Below are 18,072 nucleotides of genomic sequence, written 5' to 3' on the forward strand. Positions count from 1 at the left end.
AATGGCGTCTTTTTTTAGAAAACGGCCAATTCGATATCCACTCGTTTTGTTCATGCTACTCGGAGCTGTAGCAGCTTATTTACTGTTGTCTAACAATTTGTTAGTTGGATTATTATTTGCTCTATTAGTAATTGGCGTGTCCATTTATGCATGGATTTTAGAACAGCGTGTATATGAAGAGACAGAAAGACATATAGAAACACTCTCTTACAGGATGAAGAAAGTAGGAGAAGAAGCGCTTTTAGAAATGCCTATTGGTATTTTATTGATAAATGATCAATATGTCATTGAATGGGCAAATCCTTATATGACGCAAAAACTACCCTTCGATACGATCATTGGCGAAGAATTATTTTCTATATCAACAGATTTTAAACAGCTTCTGAAACAGGAAGATTCAAAAGAAACGGTCATTTCGTTTGACGACAATAACTACAAAGTGTTGTATAAAGCGGAAGAAAAGCTATTGTACTTCTTTGATATTACAGAACAAGTTGAAATGGAATCCTTATATTATGGAGATCGTACAGTTATTGGTGTACTATTTATCGATAATTATGATGAAATTGCTCAAGGGATGGACGACCAAACTCGAGGACAGCTAAATAGTATTGTTACCTCATGTGTTAATGACTGGGGAGCAAAGTATGGAATTTACGTGAAAAGAATTTCCTCGGATCGTTTTTTAGCGGTCTTTAACGAATCGATTTTAGTGGAATTAGAGAAAAACAAATTTTCGATTTTAGATGACATTAGAGAGACTACTTCTAAGTTTGGCTTTTCTTTGACGTTAAGCGTCGGAGTCGGTACCGGATCTATTTCACTTGTAGAGCTTGGTGAATTAGCGCAGTCCAGCCTAGATTTAGTATTAGGACGCGGTGGCGACCAAGTAGCGATCAAACATCCAAGTGGAAAAGTGAAATTTTACGGCGGGAAAACAAATCCAGTAGAAAAAAGAACGCGTGTTAGGGCTAGAGTTATATCGCATGCCCTTCGAGATTTAATCCAAGATAGTGACCAAGTGTTTGTGATGGGTCATCGTATGCCTGATATGGATGCCATAGGATCTGCTGTCGGAGTGAGAAAGATGGCCGAGATGAATAAAGTAGATGGCTATGTTGTAATTGACTTTAATGAACTAGACAACAGCGTTACTCGACTAATGGATGAAATAAAAGAAAAACCAGAACTGTATGATCGTTTTATCAGTCCAGAAGAAGCAATGAATAAAATGAGCGATAAAACTCTACTAGTTGTAGTAGATACGCATAAACCGAGCCTTGTGATTGATGAGAAATTGCTTCAAAAAGCAGAAAAAATAGTCGTTATTGATCATCACCGAAGAGGCGAAGAATTTATATCCAATACAATGCTTGTTTATATGGAACCGTATGCATCATCTACTTCGGAGCTTGTTACTGAACTGATTGAATATCAACCTAAACATCAAAAGATAACAAGCTTAGAAGCTACATCTATGCTTGCAGGGATTATAGTAGATACGAAAAGCTTTACCCTTCGTACAGGAGCTAGAACATTTGAAGCAGCTTCCTATCTTCGTACGAATGGAGCAGATACGGTACTTGTACAACGTTTACTGAAAGAGGACATCGATACGTATATTGAGCGTTCTAAAATTGTACAAACGGTTGAGTTTTTTGGGGAAGGCATTGCAATTGCACATGGTGCAGATAATATTGCTTATAGTCAAGTGTTACTAGCTCAAACTGCCGATATTTTATTAACGATGAATAATATTACCGCCTCGTTTGTTATAGGGCGTAAAAGTGATTCTAAGATAGGAATAAGCGCAAGATCGCTGGGAGATGTAAATGTCCAGTTAGTCATGGAAAAGCTTAATGGCGGTGGTCATTTAACGAATGCCGCATGTCAATTAGAAGATAAAACAATAGAGGAAGCAACGATGTTATTAAAAAATGCCATTACGGAAACAATTGAAGGAGGAAATGCAGAATGAAAGTTGTATTCTTAAAAGATGTAAAAGGAAAAGGGAAAAAAGGGGAAATTAAAAACGTAGCGGATGGATATGCACATAACTTTTTATTGAAAAATAAACTTGCAGTTGAAGCAAACCCTGCTGCTATAAGTGCTTTAGAAGGACAAAAGAAAAAATCAGAAAAAGAAGCTGCTGAAGAGTTAGCAGAAGCAAAAAAATTAAAAGAAGTATTAGAGCAACTTACGGTTGAATTGAAGGCAAAATCAGGTAGCGATGGTCGATTATTTGGTTCTGTAACAACCAAACAAATCGCTGCACAATTAGAAAAGTCTCATAGTATTAAACTTGATAAACGTAAAATGGAGCTAGACGATGCTATTCGTGCATTGGGATTTACAAATGTTCCAGTTAAACTACATCAGGAAGTAGTGGCAACATTAAAAGTACATGTAACAGAAGAAGCGTAAGGAGAGAGATTAATGAGCGATCCATTGTTGGACCGTGTACCCCCACATAACCAAGAAGCTGAACAATCTGTCATTGGAGCAATATTTTTAGAACCCCAAGCATTGATAACTGCCGCAGAAATTGTGATGCCGGAAGACTTTTACCGGGTCGCGCATCAAAAGATATTTCAAACGATGCTACGGTTAAGTGATCAAGGAAAAGCAATAGATGTCGTAACTGTAACCGAAGAACTTTCTGCTAAAAAAGAATTGGAAGATGTCGGAGGTATTTCGTACATTAGTGAGATTGCTAATACCGTTCCTACTGCCGCAAATATTGGCCACTATGCAAAGATAGTAGAAGAAAAGTCTATTCTACGACGACTTATTCGTGTAGCTACTACGATAGTAGAGGATGGATTTACTAGAGAAGACGAAGTGGAAGCCTTATTATCAGAAGCTGAAAGAAAAATGATGGAAGTCGCTAACCGAAAAAATGCTGGTGACTTTAAGCATATTAAAGATGTATTAGTCGAAACATATGATAACATCGAAAAGCTTCATTCTCAAAAAGGTGATGTTACGGGAATACCTACAGGGTTTCGTGATTTAGATCGTATTACTGCTGGTTTCCAACGAAATGACTTGATCATTGTAGCTGCACGTCCTTCCGTAGGGAAAACAGCATTTGCACTCAATGTAGCACAAAATGTAGCAACAAAGACGGATGAAAATGTTGCTATTTTTAGCTTGGAGATGGGGGCAGAACAATTAGTAATGCGTATTCTTTGTGCAGAGGGGAATATAGATGCGCAAGTCCTTCGTACAGGTGCGCTTACAACGGAAGACTGGCGTAAGCTTACGATGGCGATGGGAAGCTTATCAAATGCTGGTATTTATATCGACGATACGCCAGGGATTCGAGTAAATGAAATACGTGCTAAATGCCGTCGTTTAAAACAAGAATCAGGTCTTGGAATGATTTTAATTGACTATTTACAACTTATTCAAGGAAGCGGTGGAAGCCAAGCAAACCGTCAACAAGAGGTTTCTGAAATTTCCCGATCTCTAAAAGGTTTAGCTCGTGAGTTAAAAGTACCAGTCATTGCGCTTTCACAGCTATCCCGTGGAGTAGAACAACGACAAGATAAACGACCGATGATGTCCGATTTACGTGAATCTGGTTCGATTGAGCAAGATGCGGATATTGTTTCTTTCTTATATCGGGAAGATTACTACGACAAAGAAACAGAAAATCAAAATATGATCGAAATTATTATTGCAAAACAACGTAATGGTCCGACTGGAACGGTAACGCTTGCTTTTGTGAAGGAATTTAACAAGTTTGTTAATATTGATTGGAGTCAGCATCAGGCTCCACCAGCATAATTTTTAACACGAACATATTAATGTGTATAACATTAATTGTTCGTGTTTTTTGTTGTAATTAGTTGACTGAGATTTAGATGCTTGGTACAATTACACTGATTTTATTCAGGACATATAAATGTCTGGCGGAGGTGTCGGTAATGCCATCAGTAGTAGTTGTTGGAACACAATGGGGAGACGAAGGAAAAGGAAAAATTACAGATTTTCTTTCAAAAAACTCAGAAGTAATCGCACGATATCAAGGCGGAAATAACGCAGGTCATACTATTATTTTCGGAGGCGAAACATATAAACTTCATTTAATTCCTTCCGGTATTTTTTACAAGGATAAAATCTCTGTTATTGGAAACGGCATGGTGGTAGACCCAGGTGCACTAGTGAGAGAACTAAAGGGCCTTCATGATCGAGGTGTAACAACGGATAATTTACGAATTTCTAATCGCGCACATGTCATCCTTCCTTATCACATTAAACAAGATGAAGTAGAAGAAGCGCGTAGAGGTGCAAATAAGATTGGTACAACGGGCAAAGGAATTGGACCAGCCTATATGGACAAAGCTGCACGTATCGGTATTCGTATGGCGGATCTTCTCGATTATGAAGTGTTTAAAGAAAAGTTAGAACAGAACTTAGTTGAAAAAAATAGAATGTTTGAGAAATTTTACGAAACAGAAGGATTTACTGTAGAAGAAATTTTAGAAGAATATTATGGGTACGGGAAAGAAATTGAAAAATACGTAACAGATACTTCAAAAGTATTAAACGATGCATTAGACGAAGGTCGTCGTGTACTTTTTGAAGGAGCTCAAGGCGTCATGTTGGATATTGATCAAGGGACGTATCCATTTGTAACTTCTTCCAATCCGGTAGCAGGAGGAGTAACGATTGGTGCCGGAGTAGGTCCAACAAAAATATCTCATGTGGTAGGAGTATGTAAAGCTTATACTTCCCGTGTAGGTGATGGACCTTTTCCAACAGAGCTATTTGATGAAGTTGGCAGTCAAATTCGTGAAGTTGGTAAAGAGTATGGAACAACAACTGGTAGACCACGACGAATTGGTTGGTTCGATACCGTAGTAATCAGACATGCAGCACGTGTGAGTGGATTAACAGATTTAACGGTCAACTCCATCGATGTTTTAACTGGATTAGACACAGTAAAACTGTGCACTGCTTACAAATACAAAGATGAGTTAATCACAGAGTACCCAGCAAATCTTCGGATGCTTGCTGAATGTGAACCGGTATATGAAGAGTTACCTGGTTGGAGCGAAGATATTACGAAATGTAAAACGCTTGATGAGCTACCAACGACTGCTCGTCATTATCTTGAGCGTATTGCACAACTTACCGGTGTACAAATTTCGATCTTTTCAGTAGGCCCAGATCGTACACAAACAAACATTATCTCAAGCGTTTGGAGATAGTGAAATAAATCAGTGATGTCCATTATTTTTCATAAAAGCAGTCAAAAAGTGAAAACTTTTTGACTGCTTTTATTCATTTACTCGACAATTATTGAAAAATTGGTATTTCTAATCTTCTATTATGACAAATATAACAAAGAATTATGGGAACTAATGTACAAAAAACGAGTATATTAGTGAAAATTAAAACAAAAAGGTTGAAAGTATAGAAAAAAAGCTCAATTAATTTCATTTTTTTGTAAGCTAATAGAATATTTTGGAACCAATGCTACAGTTTCTTTACAACTATGATAATTAGTACACTTCCCTAATTCAAATATGTTAAATTAAAGTAGTGTGAAAAATAGAGAAGATTGTTTTGAATTAGTTTGGAAGGGGCTTTATCATGTTTTTGAAGAGAAAGAATGAGGAACAGGGAATTCAACGAACTGTTCTGTCAAACAGAAAGTCAAGCATTGTGAAAAAAGCAACCATATCAATTTTGCTCATATCAGGTTTATGCACTAATATGGCTTTTGCAAATGAAGATGACAGTAATACATTGAAAGAAATTTATCATATATATTCTAATGGACAATACGTAGGGGCATTGTCTGATCAAACAGAGATGCAAGCAATGATCGAACAAAAAGTTCAAGATTCGCACTCCCAATACGAGAATCTTTCTTTAAAAGCAGGCTCTAATTTATCTGTTGTGTCTGAACAAGTTTTTACGGCTTCTACAAATGATGAAACAACCCTTCAAAAGTTGGATGAATTAATTGAAGTAAAAGCAAAAGCATTTGCATTATCCGTTAATGACGAGATGGCAGTCTACGTCAAAGACTTGGAAGCTTATCAGGAAGCGGTACATAAACTAAAACTACACTTTGTATCGGAAGAAGAGTTACAAGCATTGGAAGCACGAAAAGGTTCTAATGAAGCTTTACCCGAATTAAAAGAAAATGAAACACGTATTAAGGATTTAATCTTAAATGAAAAGGTATCAGGGGTTACTGTAGAAATCAATCCAGAAAAAGTTGTTTCACCTGATGATGCAGTAAAACTTCTATTAGAAGGAACACTAGAAAAAGAAACGTATAAAGTGACTGCAGGCGACGTATTAGGAACAATAGCTAGTAAGCATGATTTAACATCAGCAGAGATTATGGCTTTAAATCCAGGTGTTACAGAATCTACATTATTACAAATAGACCAAGAGTTAAATGTAACAGTTTTAAAACCGCTTATTAATGTAGATGTTCTATATGAAAAAAAAGCGGAAGAAGTTATCCAACATACAAAAAAAGTAGAAGAAACAGATGAAATGTATAAAGGCGATACAAAAGTAAAACAAGAAGGTTCGGATGGAAAGAAGATAGCTACATATTTAGTACGTAAAGAAAATGGAGTCGAAGTAGGTCAATCCGTAATTGAAGAGACCATTCTTGTAGAACCTAAGGATCATATCGTCTTAAAAGGAACAAAAGTGATACCTTCTCGTGGTTCTGGCCAATTTGCTTGGCCTGCTGAAGGTGGGTATATTTCTAGTAAAATGGGTTATCGTTGGGGTCGTCAGCATGAAGGGATAGATATTGCACGTCCTAACGGTTTCACGATAAAGGCTTCAGATAACGGCATTGTTGAAGCAGCTGGATGGGATGGAACATATGGTAATCGGGTAATTGTAAATCATCAAAATGGTTATAAAACGACCTATGCTCATCTTTCTTCTATAAGTGTTAGTGTAGGAGATGTTGTACCACAAGGTTCCAAGTTAGGTGTAATGGGAAGTACTGGCCGTTCAACCGGTACACACTTACATTTCGAAGTGAAGAAAAACGGTGTAACGATTAATCCATTATCTGTGTTAAACTAATAAAAAAGTAGAGACGGTCACTAGTTTGGCTGTCTCTTTTATTATAATCAAATTTGCCTTTGTTTCCGCTTAAGAAACTATAAAATTCTAGAGATGTAGACAACTATTTACAAGAAATATAAGTAAGTTAAGTCATTTTTAAAATTCGAGCACAGTATAGAGATAATGCGTGGTAAAAGACCAATTAGGTGACCACTAGGAGTTTCGCTGCAGTCGTACGCTTTCCACCGGGTAAGCGATGAGCCTTCACCGCCGCTTAGGCGGACGCCTGAGAAGTCTCATTATGCTCACTTATCCGGTAGGAGTCGACGCCTGCAGCGAAAATCAATGGAAATTTCTTGCTAATTTTGCGTCTACTGTTATCAGAGCTTTAAATTGATCAGATTCCCTACGCAATATTTAGTAAAGCTAATTAGAAAATGCTTTCTCCAAATAAGTTGAGCATTTACTTAGGATAAAGTTCGTTTCATACAACTATTTATTGGTATGACACCTCGTATTCATCGTCGTCTCACTCCAAGTAAACTTGTTATTTTAAGAATTGGTTGCTTTCACTGGCAANCATTTATTGGATTTACACATTCGAAAAAAATGTAAAAATTTTTGTTTTTTACGGGCCGAAGCTGATAAGTAAGCCATTTATGTTGATTTTCGCTGCAGGCGACGACTCCAGCTGAGGCCAACAGGATGTTGGTCACGAAGGCGTTGCCACACGATGTGGCGCTCTTAGCCTTTTTTCCCCTGTGGGCAAATGAGACACCGCAGGCGTACGCCTAAGCGGCGGGGGTGGCTCATCGCTCACCCGGGGGAAAGTGCTCGACTGCAGCGAAAATCACAGCGGTCACCTTACGACGCAGTATCCCTATTTTGTGCACCATCTACCAGAGGTTTTAACTTTATTCCGCTTTTTGTTGGATAAAATGATAATTTCCTGGGAAATAATTCGACAAACATCGACTTTACTTGTCCTAATACCAACTACTTCCTTTAAGGATGCGAAGAGTGTAAAAGCATGATAGAGTAAATACATTAAGAAAAATTTTATTTCTACAAAATATAGAGAAAAGAACGAAAGGGGTACTATAGATGAGTAAAAAAATATTAGTAGTAGATGACGAAAAGCCGATTGCAGATATACTGCAATTTAATTTAAAAAAAGAAGGTTATCAAGTATTTTGTGCCTATGATGGCGATGAAGCATTAAAAAAGGTAGAAGAGATACAACCAGATTTGATGCTATTAGATATTATGCTTCCAAATAGAGACGGTATGGAAGTTTGTCGGGAAATAAGAAAAAAACATGATTTTCCTATCATCATGTTAACTGCAAAAGATTCAGAAATCGATAAAGTGCTCGGTTTGGAGCTAGGGGCAGATGACTATGTTACTAAACCATTTAGCACAAGAGAGTTAATAGCAAGAGTGAAAGCAAATATGCGAAGACACCAAACGACACACGGTGATGCAGAGGTTACGACAAATGATATTGTAATAGGACCATTAACGATACAACCAGATGCGTATTTGGCATTAAAAAGAGATGCTACAATTGAGCTGACACATCGAGAATTTGAACTATTACATTATTTAGCCAAACATATTGGACAAGTGATGACCCGTGAACATTTATTACAAACAGTATGGGGATATGATTACTTTGGAGATGTTCGAACAGTAGATGTAACCATTCGTCGTCTGCGTGAGAAGATTGAAGACAATCCTAGTCATCCTACTTGGATTGTAACTAGAAGAGGCGTCGGTTACTATTTAAGAAATCCTGAACAGGAGTAAACAAATGCAAAAGGTTGGTTATTTCAAATCAATTCATATGAAGATTGTTTTTATCTATATACTGCTAATAATTATAGCGATGCAAATTATTGGTTTATATTTTGTTCGAGAGTTGGAACAAACGTTAAGAGAAAATTTTCAGGAATCCATATCAGACCGTGTAAGTTTACTAGAGTTTAGTGCTCGAGAAGAAATCATTAAAATAAGAAATGAAGAAGACTTAACTAAAGAGCAAAGCCTACGTTCGATTTTGTCTGGTTTAAATTCATACGATATTAAAGAAGTACGTGTTATTGATGCAAGATACCAAATTTTAGCAACTTCAGATATAAACAACCAATCGATTGTTGGACAAAGATCAATGGATGAATTAGTAAAGTTATCCATAACCGCTGCAACAGAACAAAGTAATATTTCACTAGATGAAACGCGTAATCGAATTTGGATTTTAGCAACGCCAATCATCTATCAGGGAGAAGTAGTTGGTTCTTTATATATCGAGTCGAATATTGAAAATGTTTTTGGGCAAATGAATGAGATAAACCAGATTCTTGCTGGGGGTACAGCCGTTGCACTTGCGATCACAATTGTTCTTGGAATATTAATCGCACAAACGATTACTAGACCAATATCGGATATGAGAAAACAAGCGCAAGCTATGGCGAAAGGGAATTTTTCTCGCAAAGTACGTGTATATGGAAATGACGAAATTGGACAACTAGCTATTGCATTTAACCATTTGACAAATCGTTTACAAGAAGCGCAATCGACCACAGAGGCAGAGCGTAGAAAACTTGCATCGGTACTTGCCAATATGACGGATGGCGTCATTGCTACGGATCGCAAAGGAAGAGTTATTCTTATTAATGACCCTGCCATCAGATTATTGAGGATTCCGAGAGAGATGGTTTTAAATCGTCCGATTATATCGGTTCTTGGCATTGATTCTGCTTATTCATTTGAAGACTTAATTCATTTAAAGGAATCGATGAATTTAGATTTAAGTACACAGGAGCGTCCATTTATATTACGTACGAACTTTTCTGTTATTCAAAAAGAAACAGGTTTTGTGAATGGATTAATAGCCGTACTACACGATAATACCGAACAAGAAAGAATAGATATGGAACGAAGAGAATTTGTTGCAAACGTTTCTCATGAACTGCGAACGCCATTAACGACAATGAGTAGTTATTTAGAAGCACTTGCAGATGGTGCATGGAAAGATGATGAAATTGCTCCGACATTTTTACAAGTAACACAAACGGAAACACAACGGATGATTCGACTTGTCAATGATTTGCTGCAGTTATCTAAAATGGATAGTAGGGACTATGATTTGAATCGAGAAACTGTGAATTTCAACCAATTTTTCAATCGAATAATAGACCGATTTGAACTTTCTAAATCGCAACATGTTACTTTTCATCGAATGCTATCCGATACAGCGTATTATGTGGATATCGATACGGATAAACTGACACAAGTAATAGATAATATTATTTCCAATGCTATGAAGTATTCACCGGATGGAGGAAATATCCGATTTGGAGTAGCAGTGAAAGAAAATATGTTAACTGTGATGATTTCTGATGAAGGTATGGGAATACCAACTGAAAATGTCAACCGAATTTTTGATCGTTTTTATCGAGTGGATCGTGCAAGAGCAAGGTCAATGGGCGGAACTGGTCTTGGACTTGCTATTGCCCGGGAAATGATAGAAGCACATGGTGGCAGCATTTGGGCGGAAAGTGAAGAAGGACAAGGTACGACTATATTTTTCACATTAAAAGTGGAAATGGACGAGGAAGGTGAGTGGGATTGAAGTATATTGAACAAGTAAAATCAGTTATTTTACTCTTACTTATCCTACTTAGTTTAACACTAACTTTTACGATTTGGACGTATTCACCTTCCTATAATATGAATGAAACACCAGTAGTAGATATTGCAATTGCAGAAAAAAAGAGAATGGAAGATGTAGTAAAACCGTATCGACTACTGCTTAGTCAAGAAGAGTCATTAAGTGGTTCCGAAAATACGCAAATGATCGAAGATGTATTAAATTCGATGAAAAATTGGGAAATACAAACGGTAGAGCTTCTGAATAATCAAGCAAGTGATCAGCAAATAAATGAGTATACAAAAAAACCGAATCGGATGACATTCTTTTTTCCGGCGGAAGTTCCCTTTAAAATATATGATAATATTTTAAACTTTACTGATTATAGTTTACCTAACGCTTCGTTCGATCGGTTAATCGTTGAATGGAGCGAAAGTCCAAGTGAAAAAATGAATCTATACTTCATTAGTACGATAACACAAAAAGTATATACAGCTAACATCGGCAATGCCAATCAAGAAACCTTCATCAAACGCTTGAAAAAACAAACGATCGATTTACCGGTGTATAATGAGATAGAAAGAGTAAATCGACTTTCGCTTTACGTTACTACAAGTCCTAAAATAATGTCGAGCTATTCGTATATTGTAGAAGAAATTGCACCGGAGAAATTCAAAAATGCATTATTTACAACTCCTAGCCTTGTTCGTAGTAATCCATTAGGAACAAGTGGACAGGAGTATACGGATGATAGTGCACTCATGAACGTCGACTTTATATTTAAAAGATTAAGTTATGTACACCCGGCTTCGGAAAGTGATCAAGTTGGTAAATCGGACGAGCTCATTCAACAAAGTTTGAACTTTGTTAATGAGCATAATGGATGGACAGATGATTATCGATATAGTCGTATCAATTTTTCTACAAAACAAGTAAGTTATCAGCTCTATTTTCTTGGAATGCCAGTTTTCAGTAAAGATACAGCAACCGAAATTATACAATATTGGGGAACAAATCGTGTATATCGGTATATTAGACCATATTATACGTTGGATGTTTCTACACCTGCTAAAAAAAGAGATGTTCAGTTGCAATCTGGACAAAATATATATGACTTGATCTACTCCCTTTCTGACAAAAAAGTGTCATCCATAGATGATATTGCAATTGGATACAACTTGTCTCAGGACGATCAGGAGAAGGTTCTGAATCTAGAGCCTTCGTGGTATTATTTAGCGAATGGTTCTTGGATACGAGTCACTCCGGAACTATTAGGGGGTGGCAAATTTGGATTGGAATAAAACAAAAACTATATTTATTATCGTATTTTCTATTTTAAATGTGTTTTTGTTATCTCTCTACGTGAATAGGTACAACGACGCGCTGAATGTAGTGGAGCCAATTGATACTCCTATTGAGGAAAGGCTACTGTCGGATAATATAAAAGTCCCGAAAACAGAATCATATATCCAAGAGGCATCATACGTTTCTGGGAATGTACATCTTTTTAGTATGGAAGAGTTAGATGGATTAACGAACCAGACGTTAGAAGTAAAGGATGGATTTCAATTAATAGGAACATTCAAAGAACCAATTGCGGTAACAACAGAAAACTCTTTAGAAAAGTTAGTCAAAGCAAATATTATTCGTGGTGATTCATACGGATTATGGAAAATAGATGAAGAGGAACAATCTGCTACATTTTTTCAAAAAGTAAATGATCGACTCGTTTACCACAATAAAAATGCGCAAGTAATTGTCCATTGGAATGATGAAAAAGAACTTATTGGATATGAACAAACGGTATTGGATAATCTAGAAGATTACGATGAATTGAAAAAGTTAGTGTCGCCAATGTTAGTAATTAAAGTTTTGTATTCTAGTTCATTATTAAAAGCAGATTCGACTGTAAAAGATATTAGACTTGGATATTCCACGTTAGCCACTCTAACAGAAACTCAAGTATTTGCACCAACTTGGTATGTACAAGTTGAACTTTCAGATGGGACGATGGAAGAGTATTTTGTCAATGCAGTAGAAGGAAGAATTAGCGAAATTCCTAAAGAAACGGAACAACCAGAAGTAAAGTAAGGAGTTTTAACAATGAAGTTTAGTGTTTTAGCAAGTGGGAGCAGTGGGAATGCTATTTATGTGGAAAACGAGGAGCATTCGTTTTTAGTAGACGTAGGCTTAAGTGGGAAGAAAATGGAGCAGCTTTTTAGTGAGATAGATCGAGATATTAAAAAGCTATCTGGCATTTTTATTACACATGAACATAGTGACCATATTAAGGGACTAGGTGTCGTGGCAAGAAAACACGGCATCCCAATCTATGCAAACGAAAAAACATGGCTAGCAATGGATCCCCTTATTGGTAAAGTGCCGGTTGACCAACGATTCCAATTTGATATGGAGACAGTTAAAACATTTGGAACGATGGATATCCAGTCCTTTGCTGTCTCCCATGATGCAGTAGATCCTATGTTTTATATCTTTCATGAAAATGGTCGTAAACTTGTCTTAATAACGGACACTGGGTATGTAAGTGACCGGATGAAAGGGCATATTAAAGGAGCAGATTCATTTGTTTTTGAAAGTAACCATGATGTGAGCATGCTTCAAATGGGACGGTATCCTTGGTCGATAAAAAGAAGAATATTAAGTGACGTAGGACATGTTTCCAATGAAGACGCAGCGGTTGCTATGAGTGAAGTGGTAGATATAAAAAACACTCATATTTATTTGTCCCATTTAAGTAAAGATAATAATATGAAAGACCTTGCACGGATGAGTGTTGCACAAACACTAAATTCTTGTGGAATTGTCGCAGGAGAATATGTGCATCTTCACGATACAGATGCAAATGTTCCAACTGAATTAGTAACCGTTTAAAAAAATTCCAAAGCGTACGCTTTGGAATTTTTTTATTTATCTTTAAATGAATTTTCATCTTATTTTAATGTTAGTTGGGTAAATTAACAGTACAAACAGTTGTATAAAAGAAAGGAAGATGAACGATGGAACCAAATAATCCATACGGACCACAAGAAGAACCGAAAATAGAAGAGACGATAGTAGAAAAAAGAGCTCCAAAGAAAGAAAAGAAACAAGGTGTAGCTGGCTATTTCTTCACTGGTTTAGCAGGTGTACTAGTTGGAGCTTTACTAGTATGGTTTTTGATACCTTCAGTCCTTACAAATTTACCAACAGACAATGCAACTAAAACAACTAATAATACTACTGCAAAAACAGAACAGCTTTCTGTAGATATTACAACAGATGTGACGAGCGCAGTAGAAAAAGCTTCGGCAGCAGTAGTTGGTGTTTCTAATATCCAATCGGTCACAAACTTTTGGAGTCAGTCGCAATCAGAACAAGAGGCTGGAACTGGTTCGGGTGTTATTTATAAAAAAGAAAATGGAAAAGCATACGTCATTACGAATCATCACGTAATTGAAAATGCAAAGGCGGTAGAGGTAACTTTAGTAGATGGAGCAAAAGTGGAAGCTAAATTAGTTGGAAGCGATGTATGGACAGACTTGGCAGTTTTAGAAATTGACGATGCAGGTGTGGACACAGTGATCGAATTTGGAGATTCAGATGCCTTAAAACAAGGGGAATCCGTTATCGCGATAGGAAACCCATTAGGACTGGACTTTTACGGTTCAGTAACAACTGGTGTTGTATCTGGTAAAGATCGCGCTGTACCAACAGATATTAATGGCGATGGAGTTGAAGATTGGCAAGCAGAAGTTTTACAAACAGATGCAGCCATTAACCCAGGAAATAGTGGTGGGGCCTTGATCAATTTAGCGGGACAACTAGTGGGGATAAATTCGATGAAAATTTCTGAAGCTACAGTAGAAGGTATGGGACTTGCAATACCTGTTAACTCTGCAATTCCAATTATTGAAGACTTGGAGGCAAATGGAAAAGTAAATCGCCCATCAATGGGTATTACATTGGTCGATGTAACAAATGTACCTGCTTTCCATCAACGTGATACATTAAAGTTACCAGTAGAAGTAACGACTGGAGTTGTAGTTGACCAAGTAATAGAAAATACACCAGCTGCATTAGCAGGTATGAAACCGTATGATGTCATTGTAGAAATGGACGGTCAAAAAATAGAAAACACGATCGAGTTGAGAAAACATTTATATAATGAGAAAGAAATTGGTGATGAGTTGAAAGTAAAAGTATATCGCCAAGGTGAATTAGTTGAACTAACGATTAAATTAAAAGAAACAGATACATTATAAACATGTGGATAACTCCGGTTTGTAAATAAAAGATTTACACAACGAGTAGGAAAAGAAATGCTGTTCTTTCCTACTCGTTTTTCATTTGATAAAATAGATTGTGGATAAGAACGAATGATTTGTGTATAACTTGTTAAATTATTCGGAAAACGAAAGGAAGTATAAAATTGAGAATATTCAGTTGTGAAACCCATATAAATCAAGCTTTGGACATGTTCGTTGCGGAACAAAAAACTTTCCCAATGCTTGAAAAATTAGATGGAGATAAAAAGTTATCCACAAAGTGTACATACTGTAATGTCGCTGCAGTATATGTTGTAGAAAAAGAAGATTGAGACACAATATGTAGATAAGTTATGTGGATATGTGCATAAGTATTGTGTATAACTTGTTTGTAAACAAAATGTGAAGGTGGATAACTTGTGAATATACAAATTGTATCGGTTGGAAAGTTAAAAGAGAAATATTTAAAATTGGGGATCGAGGAATACACAAAACGACTAGGTAGTTATGCAAAAATCGAGTTAGTAGAAGTCCCAGATGAAAAAGCACCAGAAAATCTAAGTGATGCCGATATGGAAATCGTGAAGAAAAAAGAAGGAGACCGGATTCTTTCTAAAATTGGAACAGATACTTATGTCATTGTACTAGCAATTGAAGGAAAGATGAAGTCATCCGAGCAGCTTGCTAGTGATTTGGAGGCGTTAATGACATATGGACGTAGCAAAATTGCTTTTGTTATAGGGGGATCGCTTGGTTTACATGAAGATGTGATGAAACGGTCGGATGAAAAATTATCTTTTAGTAAAATGACTTTGCCACATCAGTTGATGAAGTTGGTATTGGTGGAGCAGGTTTATCGAGCTTTTCGGATTATAAAAAATGAGCCTTACCATAAGTAAGTGCGGTTTATAGAGAATACCACCTGGAACGTTGATATGACAACGATTAAGGTGGTTTGGTCTTTTATATTATGTAAATTGTCAAGTCAAGTCGAACAATGCTGAAGCAAATGATAACGTAAGGAGATCTTGGTTTTGTCATCGGTGAGGTGGAGAGTAGGGCCACTGTCTTTTGCCGATCCTTATCGTGCACTCTGACGTCGTTTTAATTGATCTATTAATGCCAGTAGTAGATGGAATTGAAGCAAAAAAAAGTTTAGTGAGGGCTAATTGAACAAAAGAGTAAGATGCACCATTTTATAAAATATATAACTATAAATGTCGGATTTTGTCGGATTCAATAGGTATACCGTAAAATACTAGTATAAAGTTATCTCTCAGGTATGAAAGCGCTTACCGATTGGAGAGGGAAACTTATAGATGGAGAAAAAATTAAAATTTGCTAATACTAGGATTTATTGTTGGAGTATGAGGATGGTTTCCTTATGTATCGCCATTAGTTTAGGGTGAATCTTTTGTATAAGGAAAGCAGTTGCAATCTTTGGATAGGCAAATCTGCAGTGAGACGATTGCAACACGTCAGAGCTTTTTTACCGTGTAGATGAGCTCGGCGTCACATATGTGTTTGAGGGAGAAACGGACTTCGAATCATGCCGTGATCAGCTGGATGCTTTCATTCGGCATATATGTGTAAATGACAAAAAAACAAGCTTTAACATATCCGAGGTTAACCAAGATCTTGATGAAAACGGCTGAAAGGTTCGGCTGGGGGGAACTTCATCAATGAAGCGGTAAAGCTTTTTAGAAAGGTGAAGATATATGATTGAACTCAATCAAATTACAACTCTGTTCCTTGCAGTAGCTCTCTATTTGTTTGGAATGGCACTTGTCAACCGGATCGGATTCCTTAACCGATTCCTGATCCCTGCGCCTGTCGTCGGCGGTTTGATATTCGCTACTTTAGCGCTCGTGTTGAAAACTACGGGGATTGTCGAGATTACATTGGATACATCGCTCCAGACGCTGTTCATGATTGCCTTCTTTACAACGGTCGGCCTTGGGGCAAGCTTCAAGCTCATCAAACTGGGAGGGAAGCTCTTAGTCATCTACTTGCTCTTGTGTGGTGTCACGGTGTTCTTTCAGAACGTCATCGGTGTTTCGTTTGCTCAATTGTTTGGAATTGACCCACTGTTGGGTGTCATGGCCGGAGCAGTTTCGATGAACGGTGGACATGGTGGCGCTGCGGCATACGGACAGACGATTGAGGACTTGGGCATTTCCTCAGCCTTGACGATTGGCATGGCCGCCGCCACACTTGGCCTGATTTGCGGTAGCCTTTCCGGCGGCCCGGTTGCGCGGTACCTGATTAAAAAACATGACTTAAAGCCGGCATCGGGTAAAATAGAAGGGTATGTAGAGAAAGAAGAGAGGCCGATTCAAGAGTGGTCGTTCATGGTCCAGGTCGCCCTCCTCACGTTCTCCATGGCAGTGGGAACGTATCTTGGTGATTTGTTTACGAATGTGACCGGCTTCGTCCTGCCGTCCTATATCGGGGCGATGTTCGTGGCGGTCATTGTTCGGAATCTTGCCGATCGCTTTATAAAGGGCACGGTGAACATGAAGGAAATCAATTTAATCGGTGACGTTTCGCTTGCGATCTTTCTTTCGATGGCACTGATGAGCATCAAGCTGTGGGAAGTCGCAGATCTCGCACTACCACTCATCGGCATTATACTCATCCAAGTTATCTTCCTCGTCTTGTATGCCATCTTTGTGATGTTCCGAATGCTTGGCAAGGATTACGATGCGGCTGTTATGATCTCCGGATTCTTAGGCCACGGGTTGGGTGCAACACCGAACGCAATGGCGAACATGTCGGCGACCGTGAGCAAGTACGGTCCTTCTCGCACGGCGTTCCTGGTCGTGCCAATTGTAGGTGCATTCCTGATCGATGTTGTATTTAGCGCGCCGATCATTATCACGACCATTAACTTGTTCAAGTGATTTACTGGAATGACTGTTTCCAGATTAACTATATCTGATTTAATAAAAAAAGCTTCTAGCCCTTTTTGAACTGAACCCCGAATAGTAGACACTTTAGAAAAAGTGTAGCTATTCGGGGTTTTTTCTTTTTCAAAACCCCGTTATACTAGAATTTACGAACTTTGAACGGGAGAAATCATTATGAGTAAAATAA

The 18,072-nt window shown here is 37.6% G+C and carries 14 protein-coding genes; all 14 read left to right on the forward strand.

What is annotated here, in order from left to right:
* The first annotated feature begins 1 nt into the window (after nt 1).
* The 14 genes from FG383_RS14200 (at nt 2) to gltS (ending at nt 17,879) form a co-directional block, all read left to right on the forward strand.
* Complete coding sequence (locus tag FG383_RS14200) at nt 2-1,978, forward strand: DHH family phosphoesterase (protein ID WP_142608053.1); 1,977 nt, start codon at nt 2-4, stop codon at nt 1,976-1,978.
* On the forward strand, nt 1,975-2,424 hold the full coding sequence (gene rplI, locus FG383_RS14205) for a 50S ribosomal protein L9 (RefSeq protein ID WP_142608054.1): 450 nt from the start codon (nt 1,975-1,977) through the stop codon (nt 2,422-2,424). The genes FG383_RS14200 and rplI overlap by 4 nt, the downstream gene beginning before the upstream one ends.
* A 12-nt stretch (nt 2,425-2,436) precedes the next feature.
* A complete protein-coding gene (gene dnaB, locus FG383_RS14210; protein ID WP_142608055.1) occupies nt 2,437-3,792 on the forward strand; it encodes a replicative DNA helicase in 1,356 nt (451 codons plus the stop codon).
* A gap of 140 nt (nt 3,793-3,932) precedes the next feature.
* Nucleotides 3,933-5,219 (forward strand): adenylosuccinate synthase, encoded by a 1,287-nt coding sequence (locus FG383_RS14215; RefSeq protein WP_142608056.1) that lies wholly within the window; start codon nt 3,933-3,935, stop codon nt 5,217-5,219.
* 385 nt (nt 5,220-5,604) lie between these two features.
* Nucleotides 5,605-7,077 (forward strand): M23 family metallopeptidase, encoded by a 1,473-nt coding sequence (locus tag FG383_RS14220; RefSeq protein ID WP_142608057.1) that lies wholly within the window; start codon nt 5,605-5,607, stop codon nt 7,075-7,077.
* Between the two features lie 1,086 nt (nt 7,078-8,163).
* Nucleotides 8,164-8,868 (forward strand): response regulator YycF, encoded by a 705-nt coding sequence (gene yycF, locus FG383_RS14225; protein ID WP_142608058.1) that lies wholly within the window; start codon nt 8,164-8,166, stop codon nt 8,866-8,868.
* A gap of 4 nt (nt 8,869-8,872) precedes the next feature.
* Nucleotides 8,873-10,693 (forward strand): cell wall metabolism sensor histidine kinase WalK, encoded by a 1,821-nt coding sequence (walK, locus tag FG383_RS14230; RefSeq protein WP_142608059.1) that lies wholly within the window; start codon nt 8,873-8,875, stop codon nt 10,691-10,693.
* On the forward strand, nt 10,684-12,012 hold the full coding sequence (locus FG383_RS14235) for a YycH family regulatory protein (RefSeq protein ID WP_142608060.1): 1,329 nt from the start codon (nt 10,684-10,686) through the stop codon (nt 12,010-12,012). Before walK ends, FG383_RS14235 begins: the two co-directional genes overlap by 10 nt.
* Nucleotides 11,990-12,802, forward strand: a complete 813-nt coding sequence (locus tag FG383_RS14240) for a two-component system regulatory protein YycI (protein ID WP_246097013.1) — start codon at nt 11,990-11,992, stop codon at nt 12,800-12,802. Before FG383_RS14235 ends, FG383_RS14240 begins: the two co-directional genes overlap by 23 nt.
* Before the next feature lie 12 nt (nt 12,803-12,814).
* On the forward strand, nt 12,815-13,603 hold the full coding sequence (locus tag FG383_RS14245) for an MBL fold metallo-hydrolase (RefSeq protein WP_142608062.1): 789 nt from the start codon (nt 12,815-12,817) through the stop codon (nt 13,601-13,603).
* A 125-nt stretch (nt 13,604-13,728) separates the two neighbouring features.
* Nucleotides 13,729-14,973 carry a S1C family serine protease gene (locus FG383_RS14250; RefSeq protein WP_142608063.1) on the forward strand — a complete coding sequence of 415 codons (1,245 nt, stop codon included), beginning with the start codon at nt 13,729-13,731 and terminating at the stop codon, nt 14,971-14,973.
* 167 nt (nt 14,974-15,140) lie between these two features.
* Nucleotides 15,141-15,308: a CxxH/CxxC protein gene (locus FG383_RS14255; RefSeq protein WP_142608064.1), complete on the forward strand. Its 168-nt coding sequence runs from the start codon at nt 15,141-15,143 to the stop codon at nt 15,306-15,308.
* A gap of 87 nt (nt 15,309-15,395) precedes the next feature.
* On the forward strand, nt 15,396-15,875 hold the full coding sequence (gene rlmH / locus FG383_RS14260; RefSeq protein WP_142608065.1) for a 23S rRNA (pseudouridine(1915)-N(3))-methyltransferase RlmH: 480 nt from the start codon (nt 15,396-15,398) through the stop codon (nt 15,873-15,875).
* An 819-nt stretch (nt 15,876-16,694) separates the two neighbouring features.
* A complete protein-coding gene (gene gltS, locus FG383_RS14265) occupies nt 16,695-17,879 on the forward strand; it encodes a sodium/glutamate symporter (protein ID WP_142608066.1) in 1,185 nt (394 codons plus the stop codon).
* The last annotated feature ends 193 nt before the right edge of the window (nt 17,880-18,072 follow it).

Source organism: Psychrobacillus soli (assembly GCF_006861775.1).
Lineage (GTDB): Bacteria > Bacillota > Bacilli > Bacillales_A > Planococcaceae > Psychrobacillus > Psychrobacillus soli.